This is a genomic window from Desulfofalx alkaliphila DSM 12257 (assembly GCF_000711975.1).
Lineage (GTDB): Bacteria > Bacillota > Desulfotomaculia > Desulfotomaculales > Desulfohalotomaculaceae > Desulfofalx > Desulfofalx alkaliphila.
This window is the reverse complement of the sequence record NZ_KL544001.1, coordinates 1-21,809: the sequence shown is the minus strand read 5'-3', so window position 1 is coordinate 21,809 and position 21,809 is coordinate 1. Positions and strand designations below refer to the sequence as shown.

Genomic DNA, 21,809 nt, shown 5'->3' with positions numbered 1-21,809 from the left:
AAATTGACATAAAAAAGTGGCGGACTATAATTGTCCGCCACCGGTAAGCAAGCTATGAAAAGGTTTTTAACCGCCAAGCAGCATCCTGTCGTTGGCCAGCGATTGCCCGCTGGCTTTCTTGAACATTGCCAACAAATCAGGAATGGTGGTGTTGGCCCTTTCCCTACCGCTTAAGTCTAATATGATTTTACCTTCATGCATCATAATGGTGCGGTTGCCAATGCGCAGGGCATCCTCCATGTTATGGGTAACCATCAAGGTGGTCAGTTTATTATCCCTGACAATCCTTTCGGTAAGTTCCAACACCTTTTGGGCGGTATTGGGATCCAGGGCTGCGGTATGTTCATCCAGCAGCAACAGCTTTGGGGGCACCAGGGTTGCCATTAGCAGGGTCAAGGCCTGGCGCTGACCGCCGGATAATAAACCCACGGTGGTGGTCAAGCGGTCTTCCAGCCCTAAACCCAACTGGGCCAGCTGTTCCCGGAAAAATTCCCGATCCTTTTTTTTAATTCCCCGGCTTAACCTGCGCCGGGTACCTCTTTTTACTGCCATGGCCAGGTTTTCTTCAATGGTCATAGAGGCGGCAGTGCCCCTCATGGGGTCTTGAAACACCCTGCCGATAAAGGTGGCCCTTGCGTGTTCCGCCAGGGTCTCAATGGCATTGTTATCAATGGTTATGGTGCCGCTGTCCAGCGGATATACCCCGGCAATGATATTTAGCAAAGTGGATTTGCCGGCACCATTGCCCCCAATTACCGTTACCACATCCCCCGGGGCCAGTTTAAGGGATACACCGTTTAGGGCCAGACGTTCATTGACGCTGCCGGCATTAAAGGTTTTGTATACGTCGGTCATTTGTAGCACGCTGCACACCCTCCTTGCCGTTAAACCAGTTGAAGTTAAGGGACAGTTTTTCTTTTATGATGGGGGATGACATGGCCAGCACCACCAAGAGGGCGGTGAACAGCTTTAAGTCGGTGGTGGGCAGGCCCATGCGCATCACCAGGGCAATTACCGCCCGGTAAATAATGGAACCCATTACCACCGCCACCAGAGCCCGCAGCAAGGTGCCCTTGCCAAAGACCACTTCACCCACAATTACCGAAGCAAGGCCCACCACAATCATGCCGATGCCCATTTGAACATCACTGTAACCCTGGTACTGGGCCACCATGGCCCCGCTTAGGGCCACCAAACCGTTGCCCAATGCCAAACCCATGGTTTTACTGGCATCGGTATTGACGCCCAAACTTCTAATCATTTGCTCGTTATCGCCGGTGGCCCGTAAAGCCATGCCCACTTCAGTTTGTAAAAAGGTGTATAGCAAATAACCGATTAAGGTTACAGCCGCCAAACCCAGGCATGTCACCGCCAATGCCTGGGGCGCGCCGATGCCGGCCACATCGGTATAGACGGTATCAATGCGCAAGAGGGACAGCATTGACTTATTGCCCATCACCCGCAAATTGATAGAGTACAGCGCAATCATCATTAAAATGCCTGCCAAAAGCGGCGGAATGCGCAGCTTGGTATTTAAAAACCCTGTAACCAAGCCGGCCATCATCCCGCAGACCAGGGCCAAAGAGGTGGCCAGCCAGGGGTCGTGGCCATCCAATATCATTCGGGCTGCCACCGCCGCCCCCAGTGTAAAACCGCCGTCCACCGTTAGGTCCGGAAAGTTCAACACCCTAAAGGTAATGTATACCCCTAACACCATAATACCCCATAATAAACCTTGCTCCAGTACACCTAGCCATACAGTAGCTGTCACTTATATCACCTTTTATTCATTAATTATTTTAATTTGCTTATTCTTTAAGTCCTCTGAAACGGTGACACCCATTCGCTCTGCCGCCTGCAAATTAATTACAATATCAGAACCGGGCTGGCTCTGGATAGCCATGTTTTGCGGTTCTTCACCCTTTAGCACCCGCAGGGCCATTTCCCCGGTGGTGCGGCCCAATTGGTAGTAATCAATACCAATGGTGGCCACCGCCCCGTTTTCCACAGAATTGGATTCTGCGCTAATAACGGGAATCTTGTTCTCTTCAGCCACCCCAATCACCGCCGCCAAGGAAGAAATAACCATGTTGTCGGTGGGAAGATAGATTGCATCAACCCTGCCAACCAATGATTGGGCGGCCTGCATCACTTCACTGCTGGCGGTAACCGTTACTTTCACCAGTTCTAAGCCCAGTTCCGGGGCAGCTTGGTCCGCAAGATCCACCTGTACCTGGGAGTTTACTTCACTGGAGTTGTAAATAACACCGACCTTTTCTGCACCGGGAACAATTTCTTTAACCAGCTGCAGTTGTTCTTTAACCGGGTTGATATCGGTGGTTCCGGTGACGTTGGTGCCCGGCCTTTCTAAGCTTTCAACCAGCTTGGCGGTGACCGGGTCGGTAACGGCGGTAATTAAAATTGGTATATCGCCGGTTTCATTGGCCATTGTCACTGCAGATTGTGTGGCTATGGCCAGCACCAAGTCACACTCATCCTGAACAAATTTACGGGCTATGGTTTGCAAGTTAGCCTGGTCTCCCTGGGCATTTTGATAATCCACTGCCAGGTTTTCACCCTCAAGGTAGCCGTTTTCACTGAGCACATCTAAGAATCCCTGACGGGCCACGTCTAAAGAGGGGTGCTCAGCCACCTGAATAATACCTAAGTTTACTTTGTCCTCTGCCGCCTCGGGTTCCTCCCCGCCGCAGGCCATCAAGGTAAGAGCCATTAAAACAACCATTAATGACAAGATGATTTTTTTCATTTTTTAACCTCCCTAATTTAGTAATTATAATTTCAGCGCTTGCGCATATCCCTTCTAATTCAAAAATAATCGCCCCCCTTCAAAACAAAAAACTCCTTCACCCCCATAGGGACGAAAGAGTAATTTCGCGGTACCACCCTAATTGGCTAAAAAGCCCACTCATAGAAAGGTACAGGAATACCATACCCTGCCGGTAAACTAAAAAAGCATTTCATCCCCAAGGGACGAAATGCCAGATTTCGCGGTACCACCCTAATTGCTTAAAGCCGCCTTTACCGGTACAGGACATATAATCCGATACCTCTTCCCTTTTAACGGCGGGAACCCGGCCACACCTACTGCTATTTCAGCGTGGCGACTCCGGAGAGAACTTCAATCAGTCACACCTTAAAGAAACTTACAGTCACGGTTTCTTCTCCCTGGAAGGCTGAAGCTGACCTACTTTTCTCCATCACAGTCATTAAGATATCTTACTTGTATTTAAAGGTAGCACAAATACAAAAAAGGGTCAATATCTATTTCTTGAAAAAATTTACCTGCCGCCCTCTTCCTCAGGCTGCCAGTGTAAATAGATATCCCGGGCCAGCTGCTCACCTTCCTCTTCCGACATGGCATTTATTTTCTCAATAATCTGCCCGCCGTTTACCTTAAGCATCTGGCAGTAATGGGAGAACTCTCTTTTCTCAGCCAAGGACAGTAATATTGCCTTTTTGTATCCCAGGCCTTTAAGTACCCTGGGGTGTGCAATAAAACCGTCTTTAATACTTGCAGCCACCGCAATAAATTCATCCATTAACAAGTCGTATTGTAATTGCAGATAAATCATTCCCTTCCAAAGCTAAGTCAATAATAAATAAAAAATCCACCAATGGCAAGGGTATACCATCGGTGGGGTAAATTTTATTTGTTCTTTCCGGGCAAAAATTTGTTAAGCAATTTGTTTGGCTCCACAAACCATTCCTTGTTGCCGTCTTTTTTCCAGTACTTTTTATCCCCGTCGGCTTCCACATATACTTCCCTAACATCTTTGCCGCTACTGTCCATCTCTCTTTTGGCGTAGTACCTAAAAGTTTTTACATTGGCTCCTTTGGCTGAAGGTGCTTCCCGGATAAATGAATCGAAATGGTCTTTTTCAAAACTGCCGGGTAACAGCCGGTCAAAATCAGAGAACATTTTTCTACGGATTCTTGCCATGGACTTCTCCACTTCCTGCATTGCCTTTAATATTTCATCCATAGAACGACGCCCCCTTACATCCTTTTTTTGTCATATATTTTGCCATAGGACAGGCTAATTATGCAAGGGGGGCCTTGTAAAAATTAAACTGACCGACCACAGCCGGCGCCTTACAGCTTAACCGCTGCGGCTTCGTCTATGATTACAGTAATATCCGGGTGCAGCTGCAGCACCGATGCCGGTACACGGGGTGTAATCTTTCCTTTAAGCGTTTGATAAATGGCTTCGGCCTTACTTTCACCGTTGGCCAAAAGTACTATTTTTTTCGCCCGCATAATGGTTTTTATACCCATGGTTATGGCCTGGGTGGGTACCTCATCTATGGAATTAAAGAACCTGGCATTGGCTCTTATTGTATCTGGGTGCAGATTTACCAGATGGGTCAGGGCCTCAAAATTTTCACCGGGCTCATTAAAACCGATATGACCGTTCTGCCCAATACCCAGCAATTGAAGATCAATGCCCCCGGCCTCCTTAATGCAGTTTTCATACCTCCGGCATTCTGCCTCCACATCCGCTGCCTTTCCGTCAAGAATATGGGCATTTGCATCTTTTATATCTATTTCTTTAAAAAGATACTCTCTCATAAAATAATGATAACTTTGGGGATCATCCTCATCCAGGCCATAATATTCATCCAAATTAAAGGTTACCACATCCGCAAAACTTATTATGCCTTCCTTGCACATTCTAACTAATTCCCTGTAGGTTCCTATGGGGGTGGAACCCGTTGCCAATCCCAAAACACTGTTGGGTTTTTGAATGATCTGGGCGGATATTATTTGGGCTGCCTTTTTGCTAAGGATATCATAATCCTTCACTATATCTATCTGCATTTTATCGCCTCCGTTTAATAAAGAGCTTAACCACTGCTTTTCTTTCACCGGCGTCCTTTTTCATTATAATTCTACTGTTCCTTTTTGTAAAACATTACTTTAATTTTTATTAGACTATATTTTTTTATTTAGTTGTATTGACAACCTTTTTTGTTTATAATGTTAGTTGTATGCACAACTAAGGAGGAAGATAATGGATACCATGTCTCTTGGGAAATGGATCTCATTGCTGTACCGCTATGGTCAAATTTATGTTGCCAGGGAATTAAAACAATATAAGATCGGCACAGGGCAGTTTCTTTTTTTAGTGGTCCTATATAAAAAAGACGGCTTACCACAGGATCAGCTGGCCCGCTGCTTAAACATCGACAAAGGAACCACCGCCAGGGCCATAAGCAAACTGGAAGAGGCCGGTTATGTGAGCAGAAAGCAAAATCAAAAGGATTTGCGATCAAACCTGGTCTTTTTAACACAAAAGGCAAAGGACTTTCAGCCCCGGGCATATTCCATCATCAACAGGTGGTCTGAAGTTATTACCCACGGTATGAGCCCGCAAGAAGTGGATTATGCCCTGGCGCTGTTGGAGAAGATGGCTGAAAATGCAACTGTATACATAGATAACAAACGACCATAAAGGAGAAATCTTAGTGAAACAGCAACACATTGAAAGGTTGGGCAAGGAACCCATACCAAAGGTGTTAACAAAACTGGCAACCCCTGCAGCATTTGGTCTGCTTGTGATGGCATCATATAATATTGTAAATGCAATATTTGTAGAAAGAGCAGTGGGAATGGTGGGGGTTTCTGCAGTATCCATTGCCTTTCCCGTGCAATTGATTATTATGGCAGTGGCAGGGGCCATCGGTATTGGGGGGGCATCCCTGATATCAAGGCTGCTGGGAGCTAATAAAATCGAAGAGGCTAACAAGGTATTTGGCAATATAATTACCCTGCTACTAATCGTAAGCGTCCTTGGTGTAGTGCTTGGATTAAAATACTTAACACCCATACTATATTTATTTGGCTCCTCTGAAAGTATACTGCCTTACGCCCAGGAGTATTTAGGGATTATTTTATACGGCACCTTCTTCTTTGCCGTTGGTTTTTGCATGAATAATATTGTCCGTTCCGAAGGCAATGCCCGCATTGCCATGTATACCATGCTTATCTCAGCAATTCTTAATATTATCTTTACACCGCTTTTTATCTTTGGATTTGACATGGGAATTAAAGGATCTGCCCTGTCGGCAGTGGTGGCCCAAGGAATTACAACCGTTTACCTGATCCACTACTATGCCGCCGGAAAGAGCAGTCTTTCCTTTTATGCGCCCTATTTACGGCCTAAGCTTGCAATTATTAAACAAATACTGGCCATTGGCTCATCGGCCTTTGTTCAACAGGCGGCAGGAAGTATTATGTTTGTCTTTGCCAACCACATGTTGATTATCTATGGCGGAGACATTGCAGTGGGGGTATTCGGCATCATCCACAGGATTATTATGCTCTCCTTCATGCCCGTTATCGGCATAGTTCAAGGACTTTTGCCCATAGTGGGCTACAACTACGGGGCAAAACAACACCACCGTGTGAGTGAATCTATCAGCCTGGCCATAAAAGCTTCCACTGTCATTGTGGCAGTTTGTTTTGTCATAATTATGGCCTTTCCTAAACCCATCTTATTGGTTTTTACAAGCGACAGTACAGCCATCAAGATAGGTCAAACAGCCTTAAGAATTATGTTTGCCCTTTCCCTTACCGTCGGTATTCAATCGGTGACCGGGGCAGTATTTCAGGCATTGGGAATGGCTAAGGCTGCCTTTATCCTGTCCACCTCGCGTCAAATATTGTTTTTAATTCCCTTAATACTGATTCTTCCGCTTAAGTTTAAGTTAGAGGGCATTTGGCTGGCCTTTCCGGTGGCAGACCTATTGTCTTTTCTCCTTGCCCTTGTTTTTATTTATAGTTACAAATCTATATTTTTTCCCGTCAAAAAAACTGCAACCATGGCACAGTCTACAAGTGAATAATTAAGGTAAAGGTGGACGAATCTCTCGTCCACCGATTTTTCTTAATTTAAACTAACTCTCCCTTGGCAACCATAATCACATTCCCGCCCACTAAAACTTCGCAGCTTCCGTCTTCTTCCCTTGCCTTTAACAGCAGCAGTGACGGTCTTCCGATTTCATATCCTTGCTCTACACGTATATTAATTTGCTTGTTATTAAAATATCTGTTTTTCACCAAGTACCCAGCCAAACAACCATTGGCGCTTCCAGTTGCCGGGTCTTCCGGGATGCCATAGAAATCTACAAATACACGGGCGTTCAGGTGATTTTCGGGCTTATAAGTCTCCGGGCAAAAGACCAGTATTGCCTTTGCTTCGGTACCCTTTATTAATTGACGGAACTCTTCGCTTTGGATTTTAGCTTTTCTTACAGCGTTTAAGGTTTTTAAAGGAACAATAATAAAAGGCAATCCGGTTGATACTTCCTGGATGTTAAACCTTGTATCTATTTCCTCTACTTCAATTCCCAATGATTTAGCAATTGGTTCTGCATCAATTATGCTGCCAAAGCTTGGTTCTATTTGCTTCATCCACAAGACTTCATTTTCAAAAGTAACCGGGATTTGCCCAACCTTCAAATTCAGTATTACTGAATCAACAGGCTTATTGATAATTTCCTCTTTTATCACATAGGCTGTCCCCAGTGTCGGATGACCTGCAAAGGGCAGCTCTTCCTCAGGGGTAAAGATCCTTACATCGTAACCGCCGTTTCTAGCTTTATCTGATAATATAAAGGTAGTCTCAGAAAAATTCATTTCCTTAGCTATTCCTTGCATTTCATTGTCTGATAAAAGATTGGCATTTCTAATCACTGCAAGTTGGTTGCCGGCATACTTTTTTTCCGCAAAAACATCCAATATGTATAATGTTAATTCCATCATTAATTAGCCTCCCCCCTCTATGCAATCTTTTGATTCAATAGCATGATAGTGCATTGAAAAGGAGCCGTAAACTCAATTCTGCTACATAAAACCAATTCTAACAATATTTCCTTTTACCTTCATCACAAATAAATCTTTCCGGTCCACAGAGCTGATATTTTTAAATAAAGGTATTTTATTGTTGGCAAGGAGTATAATTATACCCCCAATGAAAGTAGTGTTATGGAAGCAATAAAGAGCTGTTTTTAGGCAGCCGGCCGGCTTAAAAAGGGGTTGTACCGAAACTGAACCTTTCGGCACAACCCCTTAAAGCTTTAGTTTTCTTCTTTAGTTTTTGGCCACCTTGTTCTACAAGCCCTCCTTAATAAAACCGGCCTTTTGTAAGGTGGCATAAAGTTTATCTTGCATTTTTGCAAATTGTTCAGATTTTTGAGGTTTACTCCACACTGCAAAAAACCAATCCAGGTAGTTGGGGAAGTCTTCACTGGGCTTAAAGAAGGGCAGCCCTAATTTATTTTCCGGTTGGTTGTACTGATCCACCACTTGATCCAGCTGTTCTTCAGTTAAAGGTTGATATTTACCGTAATGGATTACACCGGGTCCCCTTAGCCTACCTTTACAACCGCGCTTTTCTTCAAGGCCATAGCCTAAAATTAATGTAATTAGCGGAAAGCAATACTTCTCCGGCAGATTAAATTGTTGGTAGAATTTAGACAAGTCACCGCGGTGCAAACTATTGGTAAACATTGAGTCAATTCCCAAGGAACGGGCGGCTATGACTGCATTTTGAGCCGCCAGGGCAGCGTCTGTGCTGCCTGATATAAAACTGGAGATATTGTCACAGGAATATTCGTAATTAAGGTGTTGGGCTGTGTCCACTATTCGGTTGTAGTCCACACAAAAGACTAAAGCCTTGCTGCCCACATAATTAAAGTACTCTTTCATCAATTCTCGATCATCCACCACAATAATGGAATAACTCTGCCGGGATGAGGCGTTGGCAGCCCGAACGGCAGCATCAAGGATGGTATTTAAGTCATCATCAGAGACTGCCCTTTCAGAAAAGTCACGGCTTGTGTGCAAACTATGGATTGTTTTTAACACCTCATTCATTTTCTCTACCCCCTGAAAGTTTATATTAGTTAGATGTCTAATTATTAAGGTAAAAATTTATGAATCTACTGCAGATTCATATTCCTGTCAAAGGTGGCGTTAACCCTTTCCAGTAAATTTTCAAAGGTTTCTGCCTCTTTCTCTGTTAAATCTCCGTACATAACTGCATTTAGCCTACCGGAAACGGTATCAAAGATCGGTTTCAGCTGCCTCCCTTTTTTAGTTAGTTTTACATAGGTAAGCCTAGCATCTTCACTGTCTTTTTCCTTCTCAACAAAACCATATTGGACCAGTTTTTCTATTAGTACCGTAACTGTGGGTTTTGTGCGATGAATTTTATCCGCTAACTCCTTCATGGTATATCTTTCGCCCTGAAAAAGGATAACTAAAATATCACCGTGGGAAGGAACAATACCTTCAATCCCATGGCCTTCCAGTTCTTTAATAATCAGTTTGGTTGCTTTTTCCCTTATTCTGCTTATCAGGGACAGTGCATTTCCTTTCTTCATAGTGTTATTATAGTTAGATGTCTAACCATTGTCAATATATGTAATGGACGGACCCAGTGGCCCGCCCATTACTTTAGGTACAGTGTTAGAGGTTAACGGTTACCCCTGTGTCATATTTGTACTCGTCCACGATGAGAGATATTTTAAATTCACCGGACAGATTTTCCCTGCTCACCGGGAATTCCACCGCCCGCTCGTCACTTTCTTGGAAGGTACCTACACACATGGCTAAGAATGGACGCTTAGTGGTGGGTACAAAGTAGCTATGGCTTGTGTCACCTTCCAACTGCAGCAGTACCATTTGTCCTTTATCAAAGGTTGCTTTGAAAATCAGCCTATCTTCCTCCAGACCTATTTTAACATTGTATTTGTCAGGTACCATGCCGCCCGGTTCGGTGGGGGGAATGGTTGTAAACTCTTCGGTAACCCCTAAGGTGCCCAACAATTCACCTTTACCCAGGGTTAATACATCCTCTGCACAGTAAAGCTTTAATTTTTCTGCCCGGTAGTAGTTTGCCGGCAATTCCATTTCGTACACAACTTCATCGTCCTTTAACTCCACAGTTACTGAACGAAGTACAACTTTTTTCTCATCTTCGCCCCTGTACTGCACCGGAGGCTTGTTGCAGGTTTCGCCGTCAAATGTACCAATACCGCCGGAGTGCACCAGATAGTGGCCCTCGTCGTAATATTCTACGTTGCAGATGTAGGTTGAGAAGAATTCTTCTCCCCTTTCTTTACCATACTGCCATACCTGTTCAATTTCCATTTTTTCAGTATCAATTCTATATCTCACACCCCGGGAGAAGTTGTCCTTGGCCGGTAGGTATTTTTCTTTTACTTTCGCCCTCCAGTGACCGTTGTCAAAGGCCATGATGTCGCCGTCGGGCAGTACAACACAGGCATGCTGCTCATATTGCCAGTCAAAATCCCCGTCACCCACCGGCTTGAAGAAGTACTTGTCAACTAACTCCTGGGGCCAGCCCTCTGGGTCACCAATAACCCAATTTAATTCGCCGGTGTCGTAATCAATGTTGATAATGGCATCCTGGTGGCGTCCGGATAAGGTTAAGGTGTGGGTCTTCTTGTCATACCATACTGCATTGTTGTGGAACCAGTCATGGGCATCTTGGCTGCCGGAGCCGCCCACATCCTGGGGCAATACCTTTTGGTAATCCCATGCTTTCAAAATTTCCCCGGTTTTGCGGTCAACCAATACGCACATATCTTCAACGGTGCCCCTGGATGGATCTTGGGTTAAAATGAGCAGGTTGCCGTCTTCCATTTCAAATTGGTCATGGTGATAGCCGCCGGGCACACGATACTCCTTGTAAATCTTACCAATCATGCCCATTTCGTAAATACCGGTGGTGTGGTATGGGGGCATCAGCAAGCGATGGGTACCAATTAACAGGCGACCGTTTCTGGCCCTCTTTATATCGAAGACAAAGTTAAGGGTACCATACCAGCGAACATCTCCGCGGTAATCATAGCCCGCGGTCATGGCAGGAGATGTGGGGCTAAGAAACATAAGGTTGTCTTGGAAATATTCTGCAGTGGTGGTAATCTTGGTTGGACGTTTTACCAAATCCGGTGCTTCTTCTGTCTGGATGGTAAGAAGGTTACCCTCCCCGTTTCCTAACACCAATTCAACTTGGTTTTCATAACCGGGGTAAAGGCCGTAAACAGGTATCAGGTGTTCGGTGGCTTCAGGAAAGCTAAAGCCAATATCCCCAGCCTTTTCTTTCCCTTTAACAGTGACACTTACCGTTGTTGGCTCCGCTGTTTTAAACATCACCAAGGCTGTCAAAGGAGCAATGAGGTAAGGATTTAGTTTTACATAGGGATTTGCAAAGGTATAATTACCCTTTCGGTATTCCGCTAAAAATTCTTGTTCTGCCCGAAACTGCTCGGTAATGATGTGATCAAACTTTTTAAACTGAACTGCCATTATAAATCCTCCTTTTTGTGATAGTTAGTTTATTAGTAAATAAGATTTGCCAAAGGCATGCCTATTAACAAATACAGCAGGAAGCAACCGATTAAAAACACACTGCCATATTTAACAACATCTTTTGGTTCTAACCAATCCCGATTGCCAATTAAAATAGCAGCATAGGGTGAGGCCGCAGGGGTTAAGATTGCCACATGCAAGGCAAATATTACCGCCCTTGTTATGGCCATGGGGTGACACCGTTTTGTATTGAAAAGGTGTATATAATGGGCGTCAGTATTACACCCATTACTCCGTAAGCAAAGTGGATCTTTCAAAGGCACCTACAATCATAAGGGCCGAGCCGGTCCCCCTTTACATTATCCGATTGTACTTTTGTTAACAATTATAACATCGGCGTATAATATTGATGTTAGCACAGGCTAACACCTTGGCCCTTTTTGATATATTGGTAACATTTTTCTTGCGAGTATGGCTTGTATAAATAATAAAAAGCCATGGTTAAAAACCATAGCTTTTTATTATTTAGAAAAAGGGTTTCTTCGGCTTATATATATTATGAATTGGGTATTCGCCAATTGGGAATTACTAAACGGCTAGAGAATAAGGCTCCCATTATTGCCACTGCCGCAGCCAAAACAAAGGCTCCCCCAAACGAAGTGGTAAATTCTTTTATAAAACCGGCTGCCACAGGGCCTAGCACTTGGCCCAACCCAAACACAAAGGTGATGAACCCCAATACTGCCGGCGCCCGCCTGGCATCACTTATGTCACCACAACAAGAAGCAGCTATACCCGGAATACTCCAGGCTGTCAGCCCATACAGTACTGCCGGCAGCCAAAGTAAAAAACCTTCGGTAAACTTGGCCTGCAACAACAAGTAAGCCCCTGCCTGGATTAAAAATATGGTCACCAGCATAGCCCGACGTCCAAACCGATCAGAAAGCATACCCCACATTAATCCACTGACAATCCCTAGCATTCCGGCTGTGCTCCAAATCTGTCCCGCCAGTTCTTGTGAGCAGCCCAGTTCATCCACCAGGAACGTAACCAGATATGTGGCAGTAATTATGTACGAAAAACCAAAGCAAAAATAAAGGGTGGCCAAAGGAATTGTGCCTTTAATTTTAATAATGTTAGTGATACTAAGATCACCGGGGCTGGCATCCTTGGGATTTATTTCATTGATATCCGGCAGACCGCCAATGGGCGTAAGTTGCTTCTCCGAAGGATTGTTGCGCAGTATAAACCATGCCAATATCGCCATTAGCATTGCAATGATGCCAAGCAAAAACCAATTATAGCGCCAGCCTGCCTCTAGAAAGATCCCGTTTACCAGGGGTACTGTTAAACCGGTAATAGCAATGCCGAGGCCGGAACCGCCTACTAAAAACCCCATGGCCATACCCCTACGGTTACTGGCAAACCAGGCTGCTGCCAATCCCATTATTGCCACATTGGCCCCTGCACTGCCTGCTCCGGTAAGAAATCGAGCCAGTGCTGCAGTATACACATCATTTGCCAAACCTGTTAAGGCCATGGCCAGCGCTACCCAAACCAAACCCACTGCACAAACAATGCGGGGACCGAACCGACTAGCCAACAAACCTGCTACTAATGCACTAATAAAGTAACCGAACATGTTAGCCGATGCAATAAAACCAGTCTGGTCGTGGCTTAGTCCAAGTCCTTGCTGCATAGAGGGCAGTATCATTCCAAAACCAAAGCGTGCTAAACCAAGCGCCCCACATACCACCAGAATGCCCATCAATAAAATAATCCAACCGTAGTGCAACCCTCCACGATGTGCCTCTTCCCTCATCACTTGCATAGTTACCCTGCTCCTTCTGGCTTTATCTAAAATAAATTTAACCTCGGTGGAAGGAAAATAAAAAAGCCTCCCCAAAAAAATATAGGAGGGCAGAAAAATGCTTTTAGTATGCTAATATACTTATGCCGTCATAGCTTTTCCACCATACTACAACCCTACCATTTTAATAAATCCATAATCTAAACTTATGTCATTTTCACTACCATACTACTTTAAAAAGCCAAACCACTGTGCATTATTATAGTACAATAAGTTGTTTTTTTACAAGGAGTAATTTGTTATGCTGTCTTTATCCTCCCCTTTAAAGGGGTTATAAAAAGCGACCCATATGACTTATGATAAAAACCATGGGTAGAATCACCCATGGTTTTTTATTACTTATAATCTATAATTTTTTCGGCATTGGCATAATTTTCTAATTGTTTTTCGTCCAGGATAACAATGCCTTCCTTTTCTCTGGTAATCACGCCTTCGTCTCTCAGGCTTTTTAATATCTTTGCCACAGTCACTCTATGGATACCTAAAAACTGGCTTATTTTTGTAAGGCTGTATTTTTTATTTACTATTAATTTTCCATTTTTATGATAAGCATTATTTAATAAAAGCTCACAGAGTCGGTTAGCTACCTTTCCTTCCTGCCTGGCTTGAAAGGATTTTTTCAATTCACGCAGTTCGTACATGGCAAGGGAGACTAAGCTATTTAAAATATCCGGTTTGTCTTGCACATATTCAGTGAAAGTATCCTTGGGAATTCTATAACACCTACAATCTTCTTCTGCAATAAAATTGCTTACACTGACACCGTCACTGTATAAAATCAAGACCCCCAGCACCCGTTGAACAAACTCCTTAGACGAATCCTTTATGCCAAAAACAATCTCGTCACCTTTTTCTGTGATGGTTGACCGGCGGCAACTACCTTTCTCTAAATAGTAAAGGTACTGAATTTCTTCCCCCTGTCTAATAATATAATCGCCTTTTTTGAATTTACAAAGAACAACCCCCGGCTGTTTGATTAGATCCATATGGGTTCCTCCCTTTGGTATAAACAGCACCCAATATTGCCGGGATTTTTGGATTGATTCCCCATAATCCTACCTATAACTGTTCATCCAATAATCTTGAATTATGCTCTGACCGTAGGTTGTTCCCGGCACTGCCCATCTGGCATTTAAACCTTGCCAGGTGGTTGCAGATCCCCTGTTAACCAGTACATATCTAGGATTACACAGTTCCTTATTGGCAGGAAGAGGAATATCCTTGGGTGTTGAATATGCATATAAATGCTGGATATGGGCCTCTACCCCTATTTCCGGAGAGGCAAATACCAAGCCATGTACCCCTTTCTCAAACCAGGCCTTGGACGGATCAACACCGTTTAGCGGTTCGGCTCCGGAACATGGTGACCCGGTGGCCCATAATCCACAGAAATTATTTTGATAAGGCTTGACGTCACCGGTGAATTGGAAATAGTGGGTTTCCTTTACCGCTTGACAAAATGCCAAGTCACCCCTAATCCCGTACTCTTTACCAATTTCTATATACAGCTCTGCCAAATAATCGGGAATAGGAATAAACTCCCTGCCCATTTCTTGCATTTTAGCCCGGATCCGTGGAGTTTCTTTTCTTAGCCAATCATTGAGCTGTTCCGCTGTAACCAAAGGAGCACCCTTAATGGTTAAATCTGCACTGGCTATAACTTGTCCATTGGGCAGCTGAATATTTTTATCGTATCTTTTTAGTAAATTAAGTAGTTGCTTAAGGTGATTTATTTCCGCTGCACTAAAGCTATTAATATCTTTAGTCAGTAATTCTTTGGAGTTAATGAAAGACATATCTGACAAACGGATGTTAGTTTGATAACTGGCTAATTCATTTATTAAGTTTGCCACTTCAGGATCGGCATTGGGGTCGGGGCTTGGGCTTGGGCCCGGTACAGGGTAGAAGTCCTTATTTTTATGAAAGATTTCTACGGTACGGGAATCTTCTATCCATTCCACCTGACATTCCAGGTTTTCTCCAATTAGTCTTAGGGGAACTAAAACACGACCCTTGTCTGTTATAAAGGGATTGCCATACCCTGCGGGTGGTTCAATTACTCGTTCGTTAATTACAATTTCAACAGCATTTTGATAGTTATTTCTAGGGACAGGCTTAATATTTTTTGCCAGGGTAGAAATTACCACCTGTTTAGTTTCAGAAAACCATTCTACCTCAGCACCCAAATTTTCTGCAATAACCCTTAAGGGAACAAATACTCTGTCGTCTCGGATAATGGCCTGCTGGTCTTCGTGGGGAATGGTTACCCTATTGCCGTCAATGACTATTTGAATACCTTTTGCCTCTGCCAATCCCACATAAAGAAGGGCCACTAAAAACCCCAAGCACAACCATATTATAAAACGCTTCTTCAATTCATTAACCTGCCTTCCATATAATTAATAAGTTGATATTATCATTTTATTTTCTTTGTGTGGACAAAGCAAGTATAAACATGAATATCAAAATATGGTAATGATGACAACGGAATTAAAGAAGGGGGCAATGACACCGGACAATTGATTTGCGGTTTTGTGTGTTTTCCCATACCCTGCTATAATTTTAGATAATTTAGTTCGGCAGGGGAATTACATCATGTGCTTAAGTGAAAATGTCTGATGAAGAATACTATAAACTTGGAGGTTTATTATGAAGATAAATATTGTAAAAGAGAATAATATTGAAATCGCTGTTGTAAATAGTAATGAGATACTAATAACAGATGTTCAGTCAGCATTGGATTTTATGGCAACAATAAACTATAAAACAGGTTGTAATCGTATGATTTTGAATAAATCAGCAATATGTGAGGACTTTTTTGACTTAAGTACGAGGCTTGCCGGGGAGATATTGCAAAAATTTGTTAATTATAATGCGAAAATAGCTATCATAGGAGATTTCTCAATATATAAAAGTAAGAGTTTAAGAGATTTTATATATGAGAGCAATAAAGGAAAAGATATTTTTTTCTTGCAAGATGAAAAAGAGGCCATTGAAAAGCTAAGTAAGGTTTAGCCTTGTTTAAGTACATCATTTTTATAAAATGTACACCAGTAGATTAATGTGCAATTAATTAATAAACGCTGAAATTTGCTTACAGTAAATGCATATGTTATGTTTTCTAATGCGGAACGCCACAGGGGGCGTTCCCTACACAATTTGATATAATTGTAGGGAACAACCCCCGTGTTGTTCCTAAGCGTTAGAGAAAATATTTATCTATCGGGATATACGTAGCATCTTTACCATTAATTTATTTTTAAGCCATATTTGGTTAATATCCACCTAGGCACTACAATTCTAGCCGTTTTAAGCGGGTCTACCACCTGAGATATTTGCAAGTCTGCCGCGGCGCTTAACAGCATCCCTGCCTCATTGTAAGGTAAGCCAAGCTCCACAAGGCAGTTAACAGCATATGAAGTGGCTTTTTTCACCGCTTCATCCAGTGTTAGGGCAGAACTCAAAAAGGCCACTATTTCATTATTGATAATAACCGGCTCTTGGACCGGGATGTTCTTTAACACTTCTACCTTCACAGTAACATTGGCTGCAATCTCAATGCCGGTAACCCAGACTTCACCTTCACCCATACGGGCATGAACATCACCCATGGCCAGCAGTGCCCCCGGTGCACTTACCGGAAAAATAATTTCATTGCCGGGACACACAAGGGTGGTGTCCAAATTACCGCCATGGGGCCCGGGGGTATCGCAGGTTACAACATCTTCTTTGGTGGCAACACCAATTACCCCCACCATGGGCTTTACTTCCAAGGGAATATCATTAAAATATGCCAGGTTTTCTTTAACAGGTATAATTTTAAATTCTGCCTTCTCTACTGTATCACCCAGCACACCAAGGCCAGGCATTGCCGCCATTACTCCCTGGTCAGCAAGCTCAATGGATAAGATGCTGACCTTGAGGCTATCCCCCGGTTGTGCATCATTAATGTATACCGGCCCGGTAGCCGGATTTATATTCTGCCAGTCAAGGCTGTCCACCGACTTGGTGCTGCAATTTACCTGATTCCCAAAACAGTCCTTGGTTTCAAAGATGATTATATCACCGCTGTCAGCATGAGCTACCGGTTTTAGCTCCGGTTCAAAACGAAAAATTACTTGATCCGATGTTATTTTCACTGTTATTCATCCTCCGTTAACAATTATTAGCGGGATTATATCGTTATAATATTGTTATTGCAACATAATCCTTAATTTGCTCAGCTCACCAATTTAGTGTTTATGAACTTTTATTTGAAAATTTAACATAAAAGGTTGTGCCATTAGGGCTTGTGTCTACTTCTATAACGGCATTATGACGGGCAGCAATTCCATAACAAATGGCTAAACCTAATCCTGTACCCTGTTCCTTGTTTGTAACAAATGGGGTTCCCAGTTTTTTCAGCACCTCTGAATCAATGCCATATCCCTCGTCTTTAATAGCAAGTATAACACGATCATTATTGGTATAGGTACTAATAAATAAATTTCCTCCATTAGGCATTGCATCAAGGCCGTTGGAGAAAATATTCAGCACCAATTGTTTTATTTCTTTTTCATTTATCATTAAATCCGGTATATCACCTTTGTTTATGATTACATTTATATTTTTATTCATGGCAGTGGCTTCAATAAGAGGGTAAATCGAATCCAGTGTATGATTTAGATTTCCCTTGGACTTGTTTATATGTTTTGTTCTTGCTATTGATAAAAACTCTGTAATAATAGAGTTTGCCCTATCCAGTTCATCAATCATAATATCAAAGTAATCCTTATAGTTTGAGCAGTCCTGTTTTTCTTTCAGAATTTGTATTAAGCCCCTTACGGTGGTCATTGGATTTCTAACCTCATGCCCTATGCCTGCAGCCATTTGGCCAATTACTTCCATCCTCCCAAGGTGTGCCATTTCTTCCTCATACTTTTTCAGCTCGGTTATATCTTTAGCGGCTGTTAATAAGAGGCGCTCACCCCATAATGTTACGACATCTACGGACAAAAGGGTCACAAAAGGTTCACCGTTTTTGCGCACAAACCATACCTCATGGTTTCTAATGAAACCTTGTTCAGCTAATATTTTCTTCATTTTCAATAGGTCATTGGGGTCAAAATATATATTAATATCCAGAGGAGTTTTGCCTATTACCTCATCACGGGAGTAGCCGGTGGTATCAACAAAACTGTCATTAACATCAATACACCGCAAGTCTTCATATCTTAGTATTGTCATGGAAACCGGGCTAAGATTAAAGATTGTGGAAAAACGTTTCTCGGAAAACCGCAATTGTTCTTCAGCACTTTTTCTTTTACTTATATCACGTTGTATACTTCCCCAAGCAAGGGGTCTGCCATCTCTCCCCCATATGGGAAAGACTTCAAATTCAGCTAAATACTTCGAACCATCCTTCTTCCTTTGTAGTATATCTCCCGACCACTTCTTTAATTGTTTCATATGGCTGATAATTTCCCTTTGAATTTCATCTGCCTTCTCTTCCCCATTAAGAATACCAGGTTCTTTTCCAATAAGTTCATCATATGTATAGCCGCTATTTATCTCAGTGGATTTGTTAACATATATTACACGCCCCTTCAGGTCTGTGAGCATAATACAATTGGGAATGTGATCAAGCAGTAGGGGAAGTAGGTCTTTTAACTTTTTAGAATGTTTATATGTATCAAGCTTTAATTTTCTTTTAAAACAAAACCTGGCAGACATAATTTAATAACACTCCTTAAAATATGGATTGTATACTATATAACAACATTTTACCAATCTTAATTAGATAACATGTAAAAACTATGTCGAATGTTCTTATTCTGCTACCACTGGACAGTATGAACCGGAAAGAAAAAAGTTCTTTCACCACTGACTAAAAATAACACTTCTCGGAAACCAAGCAATAGGCAAGTTTGAAAAGGGGTATTGTTGTGCAGAGTAAGTATTATGTAGTTTTTTGAAGGACATGCCCTTTGTTTTATAGAATTATAAGTAACATTAGGTATAAAGGTGGGATTTTTTGCATCATGCAAAAACTGCTTGACATGTATCACTACAGTTTGGGTTATCTTGAAGGCATGCTAAATACGCTGCCGCCCGTTGCCCAAGATTTTGTAATAGCCACTTTAATATTTTTGTTTTTTATGCTACTGCGAAAACTGTTTACAAGCTATGTTTTTAAATTAGTATTAAAACTATTTAAAAGAACTAATATAGATACAGACCAAAAGGCACTGCTTGCCTTTGAAGGCCCCATGAGAGCCTTTTTTATAGTGCTAGGCATTTATGCTGCCCTGGTATATTTGCCTTTGGAAGAAGGTCAGCAGCTGCTTGCCACCAGGTTATTCCGCACCGCAATAATAATTCTAATTACCTGGGGTTTATACAACCTGCAAGACGTTCATTCAATATTGTTTAAGAAATTTCAGGATAAGGTTAATGTGGAAGTAGATAAAATCCTCTACACCTTTATTTCCAGGGCACTGCGTATAATCACTATACTTATCGCCTTTACCATCATTGCCCAGGAATGGGACTATGATATAAACGGTTTAATTGCCGGCCTCGGCTTAGGTGGTTTAGCCTTTGCACTGGCAGCCCAAAACACCCTGTCTAACATTTTCGGCGGTGTGGTTATTATAGTTGATAAACCTTTTTCCATTGGGGATTGGATTAAAACCCCCAACGTTGAGGGCACTGTCGAAGACATTAATTTTAGAAGCACAAAAATAAGAACATTTGCCGATGCAATAACCACTGTGCCCAATTCCACCCTTGCCCATGAACCCATAACAAACTGGTCAAGAATGGGTAAGCGCAGAATTACCTTTAATTTGGAAGTTTCCTTTACAACGCCTAGGGATAAATTAAAGAGATGTGTAACCCAAATTAGGGAGATGCTTGAAAAACACCCGGATATCCACAAAGAAACCATCTTTGTAAGGTTTGATAATTACGGCAAATCCAATCTGGAAATCTTTCTGTATTTCTTTACAGTTACAACAGATTGGGAAGAGTTTTTAAGTGTTAAAGAAGATGTAAACTTCAAGATAATGCAGATACTGGAAAATGAAGATGTGTCGGTGGAACTTCCCAGAAGTAGAAGCGTTAGTTTTGGAAGCAAACAGCAGGTGGAAAATTAGGCACGGCCGGTGTTTTACTAATCTAGCAACCGACAGCCCTGTCGGCTTTCATTGGTTTACAGTATAGGGGTGGATAAAGTCGTCCACCCCTGCGTTATTAAAAAGCAAGGTTGGTTTATTGACATAACGCCATACAGCCATAACCCTGACTGTTTTTAGAGCCTAAACCTGCCGCCAAGGCTATATTTAATAATTCTTGGTGACCGAACAACTTTAAACGACAACTATAACCCTTAATAATAAAGTCTTTGTATTTCATTACATGTAATTTAGGCGAACCCAGCACTTTAATATTTAAGTCTTCAGCAGGTGCTTTTTCATTGTAATTTGCTTCGTACTTTTTTATTAAGTTATTAGTCAGTTGTTTGTTAAACTCTGGTTCCCCGGGTTGAAAATATACCGTGTACTTTCTACCGTCAGGCTTCACTAGCGTGCTATAAGTTACTATAGGAGAGAGTGTTTTTAATACTAGTTTGCTGTCTACTATTCGATTGTCTTCTATATAGATGCTTTCCACTTTGACAGTTGTTCTACCAAGACGAATAGTATTTGCACTAATCAAGCCGTTAACTATAGAATGACAAAAAACTTTTGAAGGTGAGGAGATTACCAATTTCATCTCCTCGGAAAATGAAACTTCGCCCTTCTGCTTATTAAACCGGCAATTACCAACAAGCCTTGAAAACGCAAATAATTTATACCTTCGACCACCACCCATATAACCTTCATTGTGAAAGAAAGAAGCATTTTCCGGTAGTAAATTAGAGTAAATGGCCGATTGAACTATATGGTTGTAATGTATAGGCAAAACGAGGGGGGGTGCCGTTGGTTTAAAAGTTACATAAATATGCATAAACCTAGCTCCTCTTTTATTTTTATGTGTGTTTTCGTCATTAATTTATACAATCCTTTAAATCGACAACATATCCCATGTTATCTAAAGTTTCACCACTACACCCCTCTTGTCATAAGAATCAATGATACCTGTCAACAGTTTGACAATGCTTTTTATATTAAAAAATCATCCACTGTTTTTTTATAAAAGTGGATGATTATAATTACAAAAAAAGTTCTTCGCCGCCTTTTTCTATTCCAATAATTTCTCTGCTGGAGTATTGAAGGTGACGTGGTCAAGCAAAATTGTAACACCAGCACATAGTATCAAGCCACTCTGGCAGCAGCCGGTGTTAGACCACCATTGAACGTGTGAGGCCGTACTCGGTTATACCAAGCGTAGGCAAATTCCGCTACTGCAGCATCCAATTCACGTTCAGTTCTATACTCGAAAAGATAGATCAGCTCATGTTTCAAGGTGTTAAAGTAGCGCTCGATCGGTGCATTGTCATAGGGACAGCCTGTTCGGCTCATGCTTTGCTGGATGAACAGGGCTTCGCATGAGCGAACAAATTCCTTCGAAGTAAATTGGCTACCCTGATCGCTGT

The 21,809-nt window shown here is 42.3% G+C and carries 22 protein-coding genes and 1 other annotated feature; of the genes, 4 read left to right on the top strand and 18 right to left on the bottom strand.

Annotation, left to right across the window (positions count from 1 at the left end; translation table 11 throughout):
* Positions 1 to 66: 66 nt before the first annotated feature.
* The 6 genes from BR02_RS0113255 to nagB form a co-directional block, all read right to left on the bottom strand.
* Positions 67 to 864 carry an ABC transporter ATP-binding protein gene (locus BR02_RS0113255; protein WP_031517864.1) on the bottom strand — a complete coding sequence of 266 codons (798 nt, stop codon included), beginning with the start codon at positions 862 to 864 and terminating at the stop codon, positions 67 to 69.
* On the bottom strand, positions 830 to 1,771 hold the full coding sequence (locus BR02_RS0113250; RefSeq protein ID WP_274377138.1) for an ABC transporter permease: 942 nt from the start codon (positions 1,769 to 1,771) through the stop codon (positions 830 to 832). Before BR02_RS0113250 ends, BR02_RS0113255 begins: the two co-directional genes overlap by 35 nt.
* 12 nt (positions 1,772 to 1,783) lie before the next feature.
* Complete coding sequence (locus BR02_RS0113245; RefSeq protein WP_031517861.1) at positions 1,784 to 2,767, bottom strand: ABC transporter substrate-binding protein; 984 nt, start codon at positions 2,765 to 2,767, stop codon at positions 1,784 to 1,786.
* A gap of 217 nt (positions 2,768 to 2,984) precedes the next feature.
* Positions 2,985 to 3,231 (bottom strand) — a binding site (T-box leader).
* Between the two features lie 68 nt (positions 3,232 to 3,299).
* Positions 3,300 to 3,560 carry a hypothetical protein gene (locus BR02_RS0113240; protein ID WP_169738631.1) on the bottom strand — a complete coding sequence of 87 codons (261 nt, stop codon included), beginning with the start codon at positions 3,558 to 3,560 and terminating at the stop codon, positions 3,300 to 3,302.
* A gap of 107 nt (positions 3,561 to 3,667) precedes the next feature.
* Positions 3,668 to 4,003 carry a BRCT domain-containing protein gene (locus tag BR02_RS0113235; protein ID WP_031517857.1) on the bottom strand — a complete coding sequence of 112 codons (336 nt, stop codon included), beginning with the start codon at positions 4,001 to 4,003 and terminating at the stop codon, positions 3,668 to 3,670.
* 110 nt (positions 4,004 to 4,113) lie between these two features.
* Complete coding sequence (gene nagB / locus BR02_RS0113230; RefSeq protein ID WP_031517855.1) at positions 4,114 to 4,839, bottom strand: glucosamine-6-phosphate deaminase; 726 nt, start codon at positions 4,837 to 4,839, stop codon at positions 4,114 to 4,116.
* 193 nt (positions 4,840 to 5,032) lie between these two features.
* On the opposite strand from nagB, the gene BR02_RS0113225 reads away from it, so the two are divergent.
* Together BR02_RS0113225 and BR02_RS0113220 are read left to right on the top strand one after the other, a co-directional pair.
* Complete coding sequence (locus tag BR02_RS0113225; protein WP_031517853.1) at positions 5,033 to 5,473, top strand: MarR family winged helix-turn-helix transcriptional regulator; 441 nt, start codon at positions 5,033 to 5,035, stop codon at positions 5,471 to 5,473.
* Positions 5,474 to 5,486: 13 nt separating this feature from the next.
* Positions 5,487 to 6,866: an MATE family efflux transporter gene (locus BR02_RS0113220; RefSeq protein ID WP_031517851.1), complete on the top strand. Its 1,380-nt coding sequence runs from the start codon at positions 5,487 to 5,489 to the stop codon at positions 6,864 to 6,866.
* Between the two features lie 46 nt (positions 6,867 to 6,912).
* Here BR02_RS0113220 and BR02_RS0113215 read toward each other — a convergent pair whose 3' ends face one another.
* The 8 genes from BR02_RS0113215 to BR02_RS0113175 all read right to left on the bottom strand — a co-directional run bounded on the left by BR02_RS0113215 (position 6,913) and on the right by BR02_RS0113175 (position 15,606).
* The gene (locus BR02_RS0113215; RefSeq protein WP_031517849.1) at positions 6,913 to 7,785 is read right to left on the bottom strand and encodes a PhzF family phenazine biosynthesis protein; all 873 of its coding nucleotides are present in this window, start codon (positions 7,783 to 7,785) and stop codon (positions 6,913 to 6,915) included.
* A 348-nt stretch (positions 7,786 to 8,133) separates the two neighbouring features.
* The gene (locus tag BR02_RS0113205; RefSeq protein WP_031517845.1) at positions 8,134 to 8,898 is read right to left on the bottom strand and encodes a nitroreductase family protein; all 765 of its coding nucleotides are present in this window, start codon (positions 8,896 to 8,898) and stop codon (positions 8,134 to 8,136) included.
* Positions 8,899 to 8,963: 65 nt separating this feature from the next.
* Positions 8,964 to 9,407: a MarR family winged helix-turn-helix transcriptional regulator gene (locus tag BR02_RS0113200; protein WP_034639664.1), complete on the bottom strand. Its 444-nt coding sequence runs from the start codon at positions 9,405 to 9,407 to the stop codon at positions 8,964 to 8,966.
* Between the two features lie 85 nt (positions 9,408 to 9,492).
* The gene (locus BR02_RS0113195) at positions 9,493 to 11,358 is read right to left on the bottom strand and encodes an aryl-sulfate sulfotransferase (protein WP_031517842.1); all 1,866 of its coding nucleotides are present in this window, start codon (positions 11,356 to 11,358) and stop codon (positions 9,493 to 9,495) included.
* Positions 11,359 to 11,390: 32 nt separating this feature from the next.
* Positions 11,391 to 11,591, bottom strand: coding sequence for a hypothetical protein (locus tag BR02_RS0113190; protein ID WP_031517840.1), 201 nt, complete (start codon positions 11,589 to 11,591; stop codon positions 11,391 to 11,393).
* Between the two features lie 326 nt (positions 11,592 to 11,917).
* Positions 11,918 to 13,192: an MFS transporter gene (locus tag BR02_RS0113185; RefSeq protein ID WP_051688329.1), complete on the bottom strand. Its 1,275-nt coding sequence runs from the start codon at positions 13,190 to 13,192 to the stop codon at positions 11,918 to 11,920.
* Positions 13,193 to 13,566: 374 nt separating this feature from the next.
* The gene (locus BR02_RS0113180; RefSeq protein WP_031517836.1) at positions 13,567 to 14,217 is read right to left on the bottom strand and encodes a Crp/Fnr family transcriptional regulator; all 651 of its coding nucleotides are present in this window, start codon (positions 14,215 to 14,217) and stop codon (positions 13,567 to 13,569) included.
* Between the two features lie 69 nt (positions 14,218 to 14,286).
* The gene (locus BR02_RS0113175; RefSeq protein ID WP_031517835.1) at positions 14,287 to 15,606 is read right to left on the bottom strand and encodes a stalk domain-containing protein; all 1,320 of its coding nucleotides are present in this window, start codon (positions 15,604 to 15,606) and stop codon (positions 14,287 to 14,289) included.
* Between the two features lie 274 nt (positions 15,607 to 15,880).
* Between BR02_RS0113175 and BR02_RS0113170 the strand changes: the two genes are divergently transcribed.
* A complete protein-coding gene (locus BR02_RS0113170; RefSeq protein WP_031517834.1) occupies positions 15,881 to 16,246 on the top strand; it encodes a DUF4180 domain-containing protein in 366 nt (121 codons plus the stop codon).
* A gap of 233 nt (positions 16,247 to 16,479) precedes the next feature.
* Here the strand turns inward: BR02_RS0113170 and BR02_RS0113165 are convergent, their stop codons facing one another.
* Together BR02_RS0113165 and BR02_RS0113160 are read right to left on the bottom strand one after the other, a co-directional pair.
* The gene (locus BR02_RS0113165) at positions 16,480 to 17,370 is read right to left on the bottom strand and encodes an acetamidase/formamidase family protein (RefSeq protein ID WP_051688328.1); all 891 of its coding nucleotides are present in this window, start codon (positions 17,368 to 17,370) and stop codon (positions 16,480 to 16,482) included.
* A gap of 100 nt (positions 17,371 to 17,470) precedes the next feature.
* Positions 17,471 to 18,943 carry a PAS domain-containing sensor histidine kinase gene (locus BR02_RS0113160; RefSeq protein ID WP_051688327.1) on the bottom strand — a complete coding sequence of 491 codons (1,473 nt, stop codon included), beginning with the start codon at positions 18,941 to 18,943 and terminating at the stop codon, positions 17,471 to 17,473.
* 308 nt (positions 18,944 to 19,251) lie between these two features.
* Here BR02_RS0113160 and BR02_RS0113155 point away from each other — a divergent pair, with 308 nt between their 5' ends.
* Positions 19,252 to 20,367: a mechanosensitive ion channel family protein gene (locus tag BR02_RS0113155; RefSeq protein ID WP_051688326.1), complete on the top strand. Its 1,116-nt coding sequence runs from the start codon at positions 19,252 to 19,254 to the stop codon at positions 20,365 to 20,367.
* A 115-nt stretch (positions 20,368 to 20,482) separates the two neighbouring features.
* Here the strand turns inward: BR02_RS0113155 and cas6 are convergent, their stop codons facing one another.
* Positions 20,483 to 21,220: a CRISPR-associated endoribonuclease Cas6 gene (cas6, locus tag BR02_RS0113150; RefSeq protein ID WP_031517830.1), complete on the bottom strand. Its 738-nt coding sequence runs from the start codon at positions 21,218 to 21,220 to the stop codon at positions 20,483 to 20,485.
* Between the two features lie 308 nt (positions 21,221 to 21,528).
* A partial coding sequence (locus tag BR02_RS0113145) for an integrase core domain-containing protein (RefSeq protein WP_031517828.1) occupies positions 21,529 to 21,809 on the bottom strand: 281 nt, incomplete at its 5' end.